The sequence below is a fragment of the Ruegeria pomeroyi DSS-3 genome (assembly GCF_000011965.2).
Lineage (GTDB): Bacteria > Pseudomonadota > Alphaproteobacteria > Rhodobacterales > Rhodobacteraceae > Ruegeria_B > Ruegeria_B pomeroyi.
The window spans coordinates 1,516,513-1,528,864 of record NC_003911.12 but is presented as its reverse complement, the minus strand read 5'-3'; the positions used below and the strand labels follow the sequence as shown (position 1 = coordinate 1,528,864).

Here is a 12,352-nt window from a genome sequence, read left to right as displayed (position 1 = left end):
GGCCCGGCAATCACGGGCGGGCAACAACAGGACCAGAGAGAGGCCAGACCCGCGACATGGACAAGATCTTCATCACCGAACGCGAGCTTCGTTTTGGCGACTGCGACATTTCAGGGACCGCCTATTTCCCGTCCTATCTGGATATCCTGAACGGCGTGAACGAGGAATTCTGGGCCAGTCTCGGCTTTGCCTGGCACGATATCATCTGGAACGAACGCTGGGGCACGCCCACCGTGCACCTGAGCTGCGATTTCTCGAAACCCTCGTTCTTTGGCGAAACGCTGCGGTTCGAACTGGGGGTGGTCAAGGTCGGCCGTTCCTCGGTCACCGTGCGCCACCGGATCAGCTGTGGTGACGAGGTCCGCTGGTCCTCGACCCAGGTGCTGGCGGCCAGCGATCTGGACAAACATACCTCGATCCCCTGGCCCGACGCGATGCGCGCGGCACTGGAGGCGCGTCTTACAAGCGCCGACGAGCTGGGGTTCTGAGGTCACATCTGCCCGGGCAGATACAGCGCCAGCGCCGGAACGGCGAGGAGCAAGGCCAGCCGGATGATATCGACCATCCAGAACGGGGTGACCCCGCGAAAGATGGTGCCGGTCGACACATCACCCACCACGCCCTTCAGGACGAAGACATTCAGCCCCACGGGCGGGGTGATCAGGCTGATCTCGGTCACCACCACGACGACGATTCCGAACCAGATCGGGTCATAGCCCAGCCCGGTCACCAGCGGAAAGAAGATCGGCACCGTGAGCAGCAGCATCGACAGCGATTCAAACACGCAACCCAGCGCGATATAGATCGCCAGGATCACCGCCATCACCTGCCAGGGGCGCAGTTCATAGGCGGTGATGATCTCGCTCAGCGCTGCCGGCAGCCCGGCGATATTGACGAAGTTGGAAAATATCCAGGCGCCGATCAGCACCGCGAAGAGGCTGGCCGCCGTGATCGAGGTTTCCAGCAGCACCTCGAGCGTGTCTTTGAGGGATAGCCGGCGACGCGCCAGCGCGATCAGGAAGGCGCCCATCGCGCCCATCCCCGCCGCCTCGGTCGGGGAGAAGTTGATGTTGAGCGGCGGAATGTCGAACAGGCCGTAAAGCCCGCCGATCACAAGGAAAAACAGCAGGATGACCGCCCAGACCTCGCGCAGGGCGGCCAGGCGTCCGCGCAGCGGCACCCGCTCGCCCGCGGGGCCCGCCGCCGGATTGCGCCAGACCGTCCAGCGTACCGCGCAAAGGTACAGCAGGATGCCCAGCATCCCCGGCACGATGCCCGCCACAAACAGCTTGCCGATCGAGGTCTCGGTCAACAGCCCGTAGATCACCAGGATCACCGAGGGCGGGATCAGGATGCCCAGCGTGCCCCCCGCCGCGATCGAGGCGGTCGACAGCGCGTCGGAATAGCCGAACCGGCGCATCTCGGGCATGGCGACCTTGGCCATGGTGGCCGCCGTCGCCAGGGAAGAGCCGGAAATGGCGGCGAACCCGCCACAGGCCACGATGGTCGCCATCGCCAGACCGCCGCGCAGATGGCCCAGAAAGGCGTTCGAGGCGGCGTAAAGCTCGCGACTGATACCGCCCTTGTTCACGAACAGCCCCATCAGGATGAACAGCGGTACGACACTCAGACCGTAATCTTGGCTGGTGTCGATGATCAGCCGCGCCACCATCGAGATCGAGGCGCGAAAGCTGGTCTCGGTCATGAAACCGACCATGCCGACAAAGCCCATGGCAAAGGCGATGGGAACACGCAGCAAGATCAGCGCCAGAACCGCGCCAAAGCCGATCAGGGATGCGGTCATGAGGCGCCTCCCGCCAGGCGCGGCGCCACCAGCAGCAGCACGCCCCGCACCACCAGCACCACCGCCGTGACCAGAGTCAGCAGGGCAATGAACCAGCCCACGTAATGCAGCGGCAAGCGCAGATATTCCATCACATCCCCATAGGATCGCGACCGTTCGGCCAGGTCATAGACCCGGCTGGCGGGCCAGAACAGGATGATGCCGCAGAACAGGCAAACCGCCGCATCGCGCCAGCGCGACAGGCGCAGGCGGCGGAACGGGCCGTCCAGCAGATCGACGCTGACATGGGCATTCTTGCCCGACAGCACCGGCATCACCGAAAACACCATGACCGCCATCAACAGCCGCGTCAGGTCAGCGGCCACCTCGATGGGCGCGTTGAAGATCGAGCGCAGCAGCACATCGGCGAAGGTCATCACCATCAGCACGAACAGCGCCGCCGAGGCCAGCAGCCCCGGCAGCCAGACCGAAAGGGAAAGAACGCGTTTCATCATGAGGTCATGCCATCAGAACCGGCGCCGCGCCCGCGCGGCGCCGGGCCTGCCGCTCAATTGGCGGCCATTTCGGCCTTGACCATGTCATAGGCGGCCTGGGCATCGACCCCTGCGGCGTCAAGCTCGGCCAGAACCTTGGTCGTCACCTCGGCGGCGATGGCCGCGAATGCCGCCTGATCCTCGGCCGAGGCCTCGACGATCCGGGCGCCCTCGGTCCCGCGCGTCGCCTCATAGGCGATCATGTCGGACTTGTCCCAGGCGGCCCCCGCCATGCGGCTGGCCGGTTCGCCGAACACCTTTTCATCCAGCGCCGCCTGCACATCTGCGGGCAGGCTGTCAAAGGTCTCCTGGCTCATGATGATGGCGAACGAGCCGCGATAAAGCCCGCCGGGCATGTCATACAGGTTCTTGGCCACTTCGTTGAGCTTGAAGCCCACCCGCTCGCCCACGTTCATCGCCACCGCGTCGGCGGCACCCGATTCCAGCGTCTCATAGACCTTGGGCGCGGGCACGTTGATGCCCACCAGGCCCAGCGCCGCGCCGACATCGCCGGCGACACCGCCGCCGATCCGGGTTTTCAACCCGTTCAGGTCTGCCAGCGAGGCCACGTCCTTGCTGGTATGAATCTGGCCCGGCCCATGGGTGTTGAGCGCCACCAGCTTGACGCCGCGATGCTCGCCCAGCTTGCCCAGATGCTGGGTATGCACGCGCCAGTAGGCGACCGAGGCGGCCTCGGCATTGCCCTCGTATCCCGGCAGTTCGATCAGCTTGGTGCCGATGAACCGGCCCGGCTGGTAGCCGTGAAAGATGATCGCCATGTCGGCAGCGCCGTCCTGGATCAGGTCCATCTGCGCCGGCGGCGGCGCCAGGCCAAAGACCAGCTCGCCGCTGACCTGCCCGTCGGTGGCCTCTTCCATCATCCCGATCAGCCCCGCGAAAATCTCGGTATTGATCCCGTGAGTGGGCGGCAGCCAGGTGGAAATGCGCAAGGTGGTATCGGCGGCCCAGGCGGCGGCGCCGGTGCTGGCGGCCACGATCGCGGCGGCGACCAGCCGTGCAAAATGCTTCATGTCTTCCTCCCTCGTGAATCGGTGCGCCAGAGCATCCGGGCACCTGTTCACGGACCAGCATCACACCCCGCTTTGCCCCTTGTCAAGAAATATGAAATTGCATGTATCTCGGATCACCTGCTCTCACGCGGACGATCCAGCACATCCAGCAGCGTGCGCAAAACCCCCTTGATCCGCGCGGCATCGGTATCGGCCAATGCCGAGAGCAGCCGCGTCTCATGCGCACGCGCCGAGGCGACCAGCGACTCGGCCAGCGCGCGGCCGTCATCGGTCAGCCGCACCCGCACCCGGCGCTTGTCCTTGGCGTCAGCAACCCGGGTCACCAATCCGCGCGCATCCATCTGATCGACGATTCGGGTCATGCGCGACTGTTCCATCAACGACAGCTTGGCCAGCCGGGTGATCATCATCGCGTCATTGTCCACCAGGCAGGCCAGCACCCGCCATTCGGGCACCCGCAGCCCCTGGGCGCGGATATGGTCGTGGAACTGGGCGCTGGCCTCCTCGCTGGAGGCGGCCAGAAGATACAGCAGATAGCCGGAAACAAAGGTGTCGTCGGGCGTGTCGTTCATGAGATCCGGAATTGTCTTGACTCGATTTATATGATTTTTCATATTTCCAGCAGGGAGGCGCCGAAACATGCTCTTGCTGAGAATTGCCCAGAAACAGGCCGTGACCAAGCGGATTTCGGCCTTTACCCTGGTCGCGGCCGAGGGCGGCCCCCTGCCCGACCATGGCGCGGGGGCCCATATCGAGGTGCAGACAGCAGCCGGGCCGCGCGCCTATTCGCTGATCGACTGGCCCGAGCGGCAGCCCGGCGCCTGGCAGATAGCCGTCCAGCGAGAGGACGACGGCGACGGCGGCAGCCGCGCCATGCACGCGTTGAACCCGGGCGACACGATCGAGGCCACCGAACCCAAGAACGATTTCGAACTGCGCCCCGGGGACATGCCCGTCGCCCTGCTGGCGGGCGGGATCGGGGTGACGCCGCTGATCTCGATGGCGACGGAACTGGCCGCCTCCGGGCGCCCCTTTGTCTTTCATCATGCGGGCCGCAGTGCGGGCGACATGGCCTATGTCGAGCAACTGGCGACCATCTTCGGCGACCGCTACAGCCCGCATTTCGACGATACCGCGCCGCTGGACCTGGGCGCGCTGATGGCGGGCCTGAGCGGTCATGCCCTCTATATCTGCGGCCCCAAGGGCATGATCGAGGCGGCCCGCGCCGCCGCCGAGGCGGCGGGCCTCACCGACATCCATGTGGAGCTGTTCACCAATGCCGCGCACGCCGCAGGCGACAGCGCCTTCGAGGTCGAGATCGCCTCGTCGGGTCAGGTCATCACCGTGGCACCCGATCAGACCATCATCGAGGCGCTCGAGGCCGCGGGCCTCGACCCGCTTTACGATTGCCAGCGCGGCGATTGCGGCATCTGCCAGACCGAGGTGATCGCGGGCACCCCCGATCACCGCGACGTGGTGCTCAGCCAGGCCGAACGCGACAGCGGCAAGGTCATGCAAATCTGTGTCAGCCGGGCGCGCAGCACGCGCCTTGTGCTGGATCTGTAAGGGAGGACGGCATGAACGCGGACGATATCAGGGCGATGATCCAGCCCGCCCAGGTCCATCGCGATGTCTATATCAGCGATGCGGTCTATCGGCTGGAGATGCGCCACCTTTTCACCAATGCCTGGATCTTTGTCGGCCATGACAGCCAGACCCCGAACAAGGGCGATTACATCACCACCCAGGTCGGCGACCAGCCGGTGATCATGGTGCGCCACACCGATGGCGAGGTGAAGGTTCTTTACAACCGCTGCCCCCACAAGGGCACCAAGATCGCCATCGACCGGGCGGGCAATACCGGCAAGTTCTTTCGCTGCCCCTATCACGCCTGGAGCTTCAAGACCGACGGCTGCCTGCTCGCCATCCCGCTGAAGAAGGGCTACGAGGGTACCGGCCTGTCCGAGTCCCAGAACGGCAAGGGCATGCAGGCCGTGGGCGCGGTGTACAACTATCGCGGCTTTGTCTTTGCCCGGCTTGCCGAAGACGGGATCGGGTTTGACGAGTTCTTTGGCGGCTCGCTCAGTTCCATCGACAACATGGTCGACCGCGCACCTGAAGGCCGCGTGGAAATTTCCGGCCCGCCGCTGCGCTACATGCACAAGTGCAACTGGAAAATGCTGGTCGAGAACCAGACCGACACCTGCCACCCGATGGTCGCGCATGAAAGCTCGGCCGGGACGGCGGTCAAAATCTATGAGCAGATGGGCAACCCCGAACCGCGTCCGCCCGCGATGCAGATCATCGCGCCGTTCATGAGCCCTTATGAGTTCTTCGAGGATATGGGCATCCGCACCTGGCCCAACGGCCACGGCCATACCGGCGTCAACATGTCGATCCATTCGAACTATGACGCCATCCCCGGCTATTTCGAGGCGATGATTGAAAGCCATGGCGAGGAGCGCGCCAAGGCGATCCTGGACGAGAGCCGGCACAACACCGTCTATTTCCCCAATGTCATGGTCAAGGCGCCGCTGACACAGCTGCGCAACTTCATCCCGCTGGGGGCCGACCGGACGCTGGCGGAAAGCTATGTCTACCGGCTGGTCGGCGCTCCCGAGCAGCTGACCGCGATGTCGGCCATGTACAACCGGATGATCAACGCCCCCACCTCGATCGTGGGCCATGACGACCTGGAGATGTACGAGCGCGCGCAAGAGGGGCTGCATGCCGAGGGCATGCAATGGGTCGATATCCGGCGCCTGCATACAGGCCCCGAGAATTTCGAGACAGAGGCGGTCGAAAACGGCACCACCGAACGGCAGATGCGCAACCAGTTCCACGCCTGGGCCAAGTTCATGACCATGTCGATGGAGGACGCCCCCGGCGTCGCCGCCCAATGAGCGAGGGGAGCGGAGCCATGACCACCCGCGAGGACGTGATCGACTTCATCTATGGCGAGACCCGGCTGCTGGACGAGGGTCGTTACACCGAATGGCTCGACCTGTGGCTGCCCGATGCGGTCTATTGGATGCCGCTCGATTACAAGCAGGCCGATCCGGTCAATGCGACCTCGTTCCTTTACGAGGACAATTTCATGCTGCGCCTCAGGGTCGAGCGGCTGAACGGCGAGCGGACATTCTCGCAGAAACCGAAATCGCGCTGTCATCACGTGATCCAGCGGCCCTTTGTCGATGTCTTCGACCCCGCGGCGGGCAGGTTCCAGACCGTGACCAACATGCATTATGTCGAAACCCGGCTGGACGAACAGCAGCTTTTGGCCCTCACCGTGACCCATGATCTGGTACTGGTGGATGGCGCCTTTCGCATCGCGGGCAAGAAGGTGGAGCTGCTCAATTGCGACGCCGCCTTCGGCAATATCCAGCTGCTGCCGTGAGCGCCGAAACGGTCTACGCCGCCATCGCGGCCACGGCGGAACGCTGGCCAGACCGCCCGGTGCTTGACGTGCTGCCCGGCACGGCGGCGGCCTATGGGATCGCGGCCGGCGCGGTCAGCTATGCCACCTTCCTTGCCCGCGTCGATGCCCGGGCCGAGGCGCTGGAACAGGCGGGCTATGGCGCTGGGATGCGGGTGGCGGCGCTGTTGGAAAACCGGCCCGTGTTCTTCGAGCTGTTCGCCGCGCTCAACCGCATCGGCGCCTCGATCGTACCAATCAACCCCGACCTGCGGGCGGCGGAACTGGAATACCTGATCGGCCATGCGCAACCGGCGCTGATCGTCGCCCTGCCCGCCCGTGCGGACGAGCTGCGCGCAGCGGCCATGGCGGCAGGCGTCAAAGCCCCGGTCATCGGGGACGAGGATGCACCGCCCCCACCCCGCGCAAATGCCGCCGTGACCGAGCCGCGTGAGGGTGAGGCGCGCGAGGCGGCACTGCTCTATACCTCGGGCACCACCGGCAACCCCAAGGGCTGCGTGCTGCCCAATGCCTATTTCCTGCTGGCGGGGCGGTGGTATGCCGATCTGGGCGGGGTCGCCTCGCTGACCGAAAAGGGTGAGCGGATGATCACGCCCCTGCCGATCTTTCACATGAACGCGATGGCCTATTCCTTCATGGCGATGGTCACCGTGGGCGGCTGCCTGATCGCGCTCGACCGGTTCCACCCATCCAGCTGGTGGGCCGATGTGGCCGAGGCGCGCGCCACCTGCCTGCATTATCTGGGCGTCATGCCCTCGATCCTGATGTCCCTGCCCGAGACACCTGAGGATCGCGCCCATCAGGTGCGCTTCGGCTTTGGCGCGGGCATCGACCCGAAACTGCAGGCCGGGTTCGAGGCGCGGTTCGGCTTTCCCCTGATCGAGGCCTGGGCGATGACCGAAACCGGCGCGGGCGCGGTAATCGCCGCCCACACGCATGACCGGTTGATCGGCCAATCCTGCCTGGGCCGGGCCGAGGGCTGGGTCGCCGCCCGCGTGGTCACCGATACCGGACAGGACGCGGCACCGGACGAGCCGGGCGAACTCCTCGTCCGCAATGCCGGTCCCGACCCGCGCTATGGCTTCTTCTCGCATTACGACAAGAACCCCGAGGCCACGGCAGAGGCCTGGGAAGGCGGCTGGTTTCATACCGGCGATATCGTGCGACGCGATGGTGACGGGCGGTTTTTCTTCGTCGACCGCAAGAAGAACGTGATCCGCCGCTCGGGCGAGAATATCGCTGCGGTCGAGGTGGAAAGCGTGCTGATGCGCCACCCGTCCATCCGGGCGGCGGGCGTGGCCGCCGTGCCCGACCCGATGCGCGGGGACGAGGTGTTTGCCTGCCTGCGCGTCGATGCCCCCTCGCCCGATCTTGCCCAGCAGATTGCAGAGTGGGCGCTGACCCAGATGGCCTATTACAAGGTGCCGGGCTATATTGCCTTTGTGGACAGGTTGCCGATGACCCCGACCCAGAAGATCCAGCGCAAGGCGTTGAAGGAGATGGCCGAGGCGCTGCTCTCGGACCCGGCCACCGTGACGCTGACCCATCTCAAGAAACGGCAGGTGGCATGATGGCACGACCTGCCAGCTATGAGGGCGTGGCGCTGGTGGCGCCCTTCTCGACGCCCTATCAGCGCTATTCCATCGACACCGCGCATCACTGGATCGCCACCGCCCTGCGCGGGTCCTTGCGGGCGGCGGGTCTGAAACCCGCTGATCTAGACGGGTTCCAGGTCGCCTCCTTCACACTTTTCCCTGATACCGCTGTCGGGCTGACCCAGCATCTAGGCCTCTGCCCGCGCTGGCTTGATCACATCCCGATGGGCGGCGCCTCGGCCGGGGTGGCGCTGCGCCGGGCGGCGCGTGCGGTGCAGGCAGGCGACGCCGAGATCATCGCCTGCGTGGCGGGCGACACCAACCACATCGACAGTTTCCGCCAACTGCTGTCAAGCTTCTCGCGCTTTGCCATGGATGCCAGCTATCCCTATGGCTACGGCGGCCCGAACGCGAGCTTTGCCCTGCTCACCGACCGCTACATGACCGAATACGGCGCCACGCGCGAGGATTTCGGGCGCATCTGCGTGGCCCAGCGCGCCAATGCGCTGAAAAACCCCAACGCGGTGATGAAGAAACCCCTGACGATGGAGCAATACCTGGATGCCCGCCCCATCGCTGACCCGATCGCGCTCTTTGACTGCGTGATGCCCTGCGCGGGGGCCGAGGCGTTTCTGGTCATGTCCGAGGATCGGGCGCAATCGCTGAACCTGCCCTATGCACGGCTGGCGGCAGCGATTGAGCGCCACAATGCCCATGCCGACGACCCGATCCAGCTGCGCGGAGGCTGGACGATGGATGTGGATGTGCTCTGGGATCAGGCCGGAATGGGACCGCAGGAGATGGATCTGGTACAGACCTATGACGACTATCCGGTGATTTCGATGATGCAGATCGAGGATCTGGGCTTCTGCGCCAAGGGCGACGGCCCGGCCTTTTTGCGTGACAAGGGTTTGACCGTGGCGGGCGATTTCCCCCACAACACCTCGGGCGGCCAGCTTTCCGGCGGTCAGGCCGGGGCGGCAGGCGGCTTCATCGGCATGGTCGAGGCGATCCGCCAGGTCACCGGACAGGCGGACGGCACGCAGGTGCCGGGCGCGGAACGGGCGCTGGTGTCGGGCTTTGGCATGATCAACTTCGACCGCGGCCTGTGTTCCAGCGCCGCCGTCCTGACCAGCGGAGCGCGCGCATGACCCATCCCCTGTCCCCGCCGCCCAGGAAAGACCCGCAGAAACGCTCGGTCTCACCGACTCGCCCGCCCGAGGTACGCTCGCGCGCCGCGCTCCACCTGACCGCCGCCGCCGCCGAGGGGCGGTTTGCCCTGCAACGCTGCGCCGACTGCGGCAAGGTGCAATACCCGCCGCGCGATGCCTGTTCCGCCTGCCTGAGCACAGACCTGCCGTGGCAGGACATGGCGCCGGGCGGGACCCTGATCGCCGAGACCACGGTGCAGACCTCGCCCCGGCTTTACTTTCGCGAGCGGATGCCGTGGCGCGCGGGCACCGTGCAGCTCGATGACGGCCCCACCGTGCTCGCCCATATCCATGGCGACGTGGCGCGCCACGCCCGGGTGCGCATCACCGCCCGGCTCGACCAGTCGGGACAGGGCGTGCTGGTCGCCCTGCCCGAAACCGACACCCCGAACATGGAGGACGATCCGCTGATGCGTGCCCTCTCTGCCGATCCCAAACACCGCCGCGTGCTGATCACCGACGCCCGCAGCGCCCAGGCGTCCGCGCTGGCGCGCGCCCTGCAAAAGGCGGGTGCCGCGATCATCTTCGCCGGTGAGCCAGAAAGCTGGCGACCCTATCCGCAGCGCGCCGAGCTGGAGGCGCTGGGGGTGCAGATCCTGCCGATGGACGTGACCGACACCGCATCGGTGCAGAAACTGGCGGGCGAGATCGGCGGCAAGACCGATATCCTGATCAACACCGCCCGCTTTCTGCGCCCCGGCGGGGTGCTGGACCGGGGCGATACCGGCTTTGCCCGCGATGAGCTGGAGGTGAATTACCTTGGCCTCATGCGGCTGGCGCAGGCATTCGGCCCCGGCATGTGCGCCCGCGCCGCCGACGGGGTGAACGCCGCCGCCGCATGGGTCAACCTGCTGAGCGTCGGCGCGCTGAGCAATGCGCGCCCCTTCGGCGCCTATTCCGCCAGCCAGGCGGGGGCCTATTCGCTCAGCCAGTCGCTGCGCGCCGAATTCCGGCCCTCGGGCCTCAGGGTGATGAACGTGTTCTTCGGCCCCACCGAAGAGGACGACTGGTACCAGCCGCTGCCGCCGCCGCGCGTCACCGCATACGCCTTGGCCCGCTCGGTCGTGGACGGGCTGCAACGCGGGCTGGAGGACGTCTGGTGCGGCGACATCGCCCAGGACCTGCGCGACCGTTTCCGCCGCGACCCCAAGGTGCTGGAACGCGAAATGACGCTGGGAGGAGAAGGCGCATGAGCACTCTGACCGATTTCGCCACCCGCATCGCCAGCGGAGAGATCCGGGTGGTCGACCTGACCCACACGCTCGACCCCGATTTCCCGGTCATCATCCTGCCGCCCGAGTTCGGCCAATGCGCCCGCTTTCGCATGGAAGAGATCAGCGCCTATGACCATCGCGGCCCGGCGTGGAAGTGGCACAATATCACGATGTCCGAACATACCGGCACCCATTTCGACGCGCCCGCGCACTGGATCTCGGGCCGCGACCTGCCGCGTGCGGCGGTGGACGAGATCGACCCGGCCGATTTCATCGGCCCGGTCTGTGTCATCGACTGTTCCGACGGCGCGGCAGAGGACGAGGATTTCGAACTGACCGTTCCCCTGATCGAAGGCTGGGAAGCCGTCCATGGCCGCATCCCCGCCGGGGCCTGGGTGCTGATGCGCACCGACTGGTCGAAACGGCGTGGCGCCGCATACCTCAACATGCGCGAGGACGGGCCGCATTCGCCGGGGCCGACCCCCGAGGCCATCCGCTTCCTGATCGACCAGCGCGACATTCGCGGCTTTGGCGTGGAAACGGTGGGCACCGATGCCGGACAGGGCAGCCATTACACCCCGCCCTATCCGGCGCATTACTACCTGCATGGTGCGGGCCGCTATGGGCTGCAATGCCTCTCGGACCTCGACCAGCTACCGCCCACCGGCGCGGTGCTGATCGCCGCGCCCCTCAAGATCAAGAACGGCACCGGCAGCCCGCTCAGGGTACTGGCGCTGGTGGAGGAGACATGACCCATACCGCCGTCATCACCGGGGGCAACAAGGGCATCGGCGCCGATCTGGCGCAGGCGCTCTTGGCGCGTGACTACACCGTCATCTCGATCTCGCGCCACACGCCCGAGGTCACCCACCCGCGCCTCCACTCGGTCGAGGCCGATCTGTTGGACCCGCAGGCAGTGGCAGGTGCCGCCGCACAAGTGGCTGCCAGTCACCAGGTCACCCACCTGATCCACAATGCGGGCCTGATCTGGCCCAACCTGATCGAAGAGGCCGAGCCCTCGGACATTACCGGGCTGGCGCAATTGCATCTGGGATCCGCCCTGACCCTGCTCAAGGCGTTTCTGCCCGCGATGAAGGCGCGCCAGTTCGGGCGGGTGATGTTCAACGGCTCACGCGCCGCGCTCGGGGCGCCCACGCGCACCGCCTATGGCGCCACCAAGGCGGGCATGATCGGCATGGCCCGCACCTGGGCGCTGGAGCTGGCCCCGCATGGCATCACCGTCAACGTGGTGGCGCCAGGCCCGATCCTGACCGACAATTTCTGGGGCATCGTCGAAAAGGACAGCCCCCAGCAAGAAGCGCTGGCCAAACGCATTCCCATGGGCCGCCTTGGCCGCGTCGACGACGTCACCCGCGCCTTTCTATTCTTCTGCGATCCCGAAAACAGCTTTGTCACCGGCCAGACCCTCTATGTCTGCGGCGGCGCCAGTGTCGGGTCACTTCAGATCTGAGGCCACCCGGAATTTCCAACCTTGCCAAGACCCGCCCCCCGGGTCACCAATAGCCCC

13 protein-coding genes are annotated in these 12,352 nt (G+C 65.9%); 9 read left to right on the top strand and 4 right to left on the bottom strand.

Features of this window, described 5'->3' with window-relative positions; all coding sequences use genetic code 11:
• The first annotated feature begins 56 nt into the window (after window positions 1-56).
• Window positions 57-488, top strand: a complete 432-nt coding sequence (locus tag SPO_RS07425; RefSeq protein ID WP_011047194.1) for an acyl-CoA thioesterase — start codon at window positions 57-59, stop codon at window positions 486-488.
• 2 nt (window positions 489-490) lie between these two features.
• Here the strand turns inward: SPO_RS07425 and SPO_RS07420 are convergent, their stop codons facing one another.
• The 4 genes from SPO_RS07420 to SPO_RS07405 form a co-directional block, all read right to left on the bottom strand.
• Complete coding sequence (locus SPO_RS07420; protein ID WP_011047193.1) at window positions 491-1,804, bottom strand: TRAP transporter large permease; 1,314 nt, start codon at window positions 1,802-1,804, stop codon at window positions 491-493.
• Window positions 1,801-2,295, bottom strand: coding sequence for a TRAP transporter small permease (locus tag SPO_RS07415; protein ID WP_044029135.1), 495 nt, complete (start codon window positions 2,293-2,295; stop codon window positions 1,801-1,803). The genes SPO_RS07420 and SPO_RS07415 overlap by 4 nt, the downstream gene beginning before the upstream one ends.
• A 56-nt stretch (window positions 2,296-2,351) precedes the next feature.
• On the bottom strand, window positions 2,352-3,368 hold the full coding sequence (locus tag SPO_RS07410; protein ID WP_044028089.1) for a TRAP transporter substrate-binding protein: 1,017 nt from the start codon (window positions 3,366-3,368) through the stop codon (window positions 2,352-2,354).
• 113 nt (window positions 3,369-3,481) lie between these two features.
• A complete protein-coding gene (locus tag SPO_RS07405) occupies window positions 3,482-3,940 on the bottom strand; it encodes a MarR family winged helix-turn-helix transcriptional regulator (RefSeq protein ID WP_011047190.1) in 459 nt (152 codons plus the stop codon).
• Window positions 3,941-4,007: 67 nt separating this feature from the next.
• Between SPO_RS07405 and SPO_RS07400 the strand changes: the two genes are divergently transcribed.
• The 8 genes from SPO_RS07400 to SPO_RS07365 are packed head-to-tail and all read left to right on the top strand — an operon-like array spanning window position 4,008 to window position 12,295.
• Complete coding sequence (locus SPO_RS07400) at window positions 4,008-4,934, top strand: PDR/VanB family oxidoreductase (RefSeq protein ID WP_011047189.1); 927 nt, start codon at window positions 4,008-4,010, stop codon at window positions 4,932-4,934.
• Window positions 4,935-4,945: 11 nt separating this feature from the next.
• Entirely contained in the window at window positions 4,946-6,271 is a 1,326-nt protein-coding gene (locus SPO_RS07395; RefSeq protein WP_011047188.1) for a Rieske 2Fe-2S domain-containing protein, read from the top strand.
• Between the two features lie 17 nt (window positions 6,272-6,288).
• A complete protein-coding gene (locus SPO_RS07390) occupies window positions 6,289-6,765 on the top strand; it encodes an aromatic-ring-hydroxylating dioxygenase subunit beta (RefSeq protein WP_011047187.1) in 477 nt (158 codons plus the stop codon).
• A complete protein-coding gene (locus SPO_RS07385; RefSeq protein WP_044028087.1) occupies window positions 6,762-8,375 on the top strand; it encodes an AMP-binding protein in 1,614 nt (537 codons plus the stop codon). The genes SPO_RS07390 and SPO_RS07385 overlap by 4 nt, the downstream gene beginning before the upstream one ends.
• Entirely contained in the window at window positions 8,375-9,550 is a 1,176-nt protein-coding gene (locus SPO_RS07380; RefSeq protein ID WP_044029133.1) for a thiolase family protein, read from the top strand. The genes SPO_RS07385 and SPO_RS07380 overlap by 1 nt, the downstream gene beginning before the upstream one ends.
• Window positions 9,547-10,803 carry an SDR family oxidoreductase gene (locus SPO_RS07375; protein ID WP_044028085.1) on the top strand — a complete coding sequence of 419 codons (1,257 nt, stop codon included), beginning with the start codon at window positions 9,547-9,549 and terminating at the stop codon, window positions 10,801-10,803. Before SPO_RS07380 ends, SPO_RS07375 begins: the two co-directional genes overlap by 4 nt.
• Complete coding sequence (locus tag SPO_RS07370) at window positions 10,800-11,576, top strand: cyclase family protein (protein ID WP_011047183.1); 777 nt, start codon at window positions 10,800-10,802, stop codon at window positions 11,574-11,576. Before SPO_RS07375 ends, SPO_RS07370 begins: the two co-directional genes overlap by 4 nt.
• Window positions 11,573-12,295, top strand: a complete 723-nt coding sequence (locus SPO_RS07365) for an SDR family NAD(P)-dependent oxidoreductase (RefSeq protein WP_011047182.1) — start codon at window positions 11,573-11,575, stop codon at window positions 12,293-12,295. Before SPO_RS07370 ends, SPO_RS07365 begins: the two co-directional genes overlap by 4 nt.
• Window positions 12,296-12,352: the final 57 nt, after the last annotated feature.

Coding starts and splice junctions, on each gene's coding strand:
- SPO_RS07395 (WP_011047188.1), top strand. CDS start 4,946: ATGAACGCGGACGATATCAGGGCGATGATCCAGCCCGCCCAGGTCCAT.
- SPO_RS07420 (WP_011047193.1), bottom strand. CDS start 1,804: ATGACCGCATCCCTGATCGGCTTTGGCGCGGTTCTGGCGCTGATCTTG.
- SPO_RS07365 (WP_011047182.1), top strand. CDS start 11,573: ATGACCCATACCGCCGTCATCACCGGGGGCAACAAGGGCATCGGCGCC.
- SPO_RS07380 (WP_044029133.1), top strand. CDS start 8,375: ATGGCACGACCTGCCAGCTATGAGGGCGTGGCGCTGGTGGCGCCCTTC.
- SPO_RS07400 (WP_011047189.1), top strand. CDS start 4,008: ATGCTCTTGCTGAGAATTGCCCAGAAACAGGCCGTGACCAAGCGGATT.
- SPO_RS07390 (WP_011047187.1), top strand. CDS start 6,289: ATGACCACCCGCGAGGACGTGATCGACTTCATCTATGGCGAGACCCGG.
- SPO_RS07410 (WP_044028089.1), bottom strand. CDS start 3,368: ATGAAGCATTTTGCACGGCTGGTCGCCGCCGCGATCGTGGCCGCCAGC.
- SPO_RS07425 (WP_011047194.1), top strand. CDS start 57: ATGGACAAGATCTTCATCACCGAACGCGAGCTTCGTTTTGGCGACTGC.
- SPO_RS07405 (WP_011047190.1), bottom strand. CDS start 3,940: ATGAACGACACGCCCGACGACACCTTTGTTTCCGGCTATCTGCTGTAT.
- SPO_RS07370 (WP_011047183.1), top strand. CDS start 10,800: ATGAGCACTCTGACCGATTTCGCCACCCGCATCGCCAGCGGAGAGATC.
- SPO_RS07375 (WP_044028085.1), top strand. CDS start 9,547: ATGACCCATCCCCTGTCCCCGCCGCCCAGGAAAGACCCGCAGAAACGC.
- SPO_RS07415 (WP_044029135.1), bottom strand. CDS start 2,295: ATGAAACGCGTTCTTTCCCTTTCGGTCTGGCTGCCGGGGCTGCTGGCC.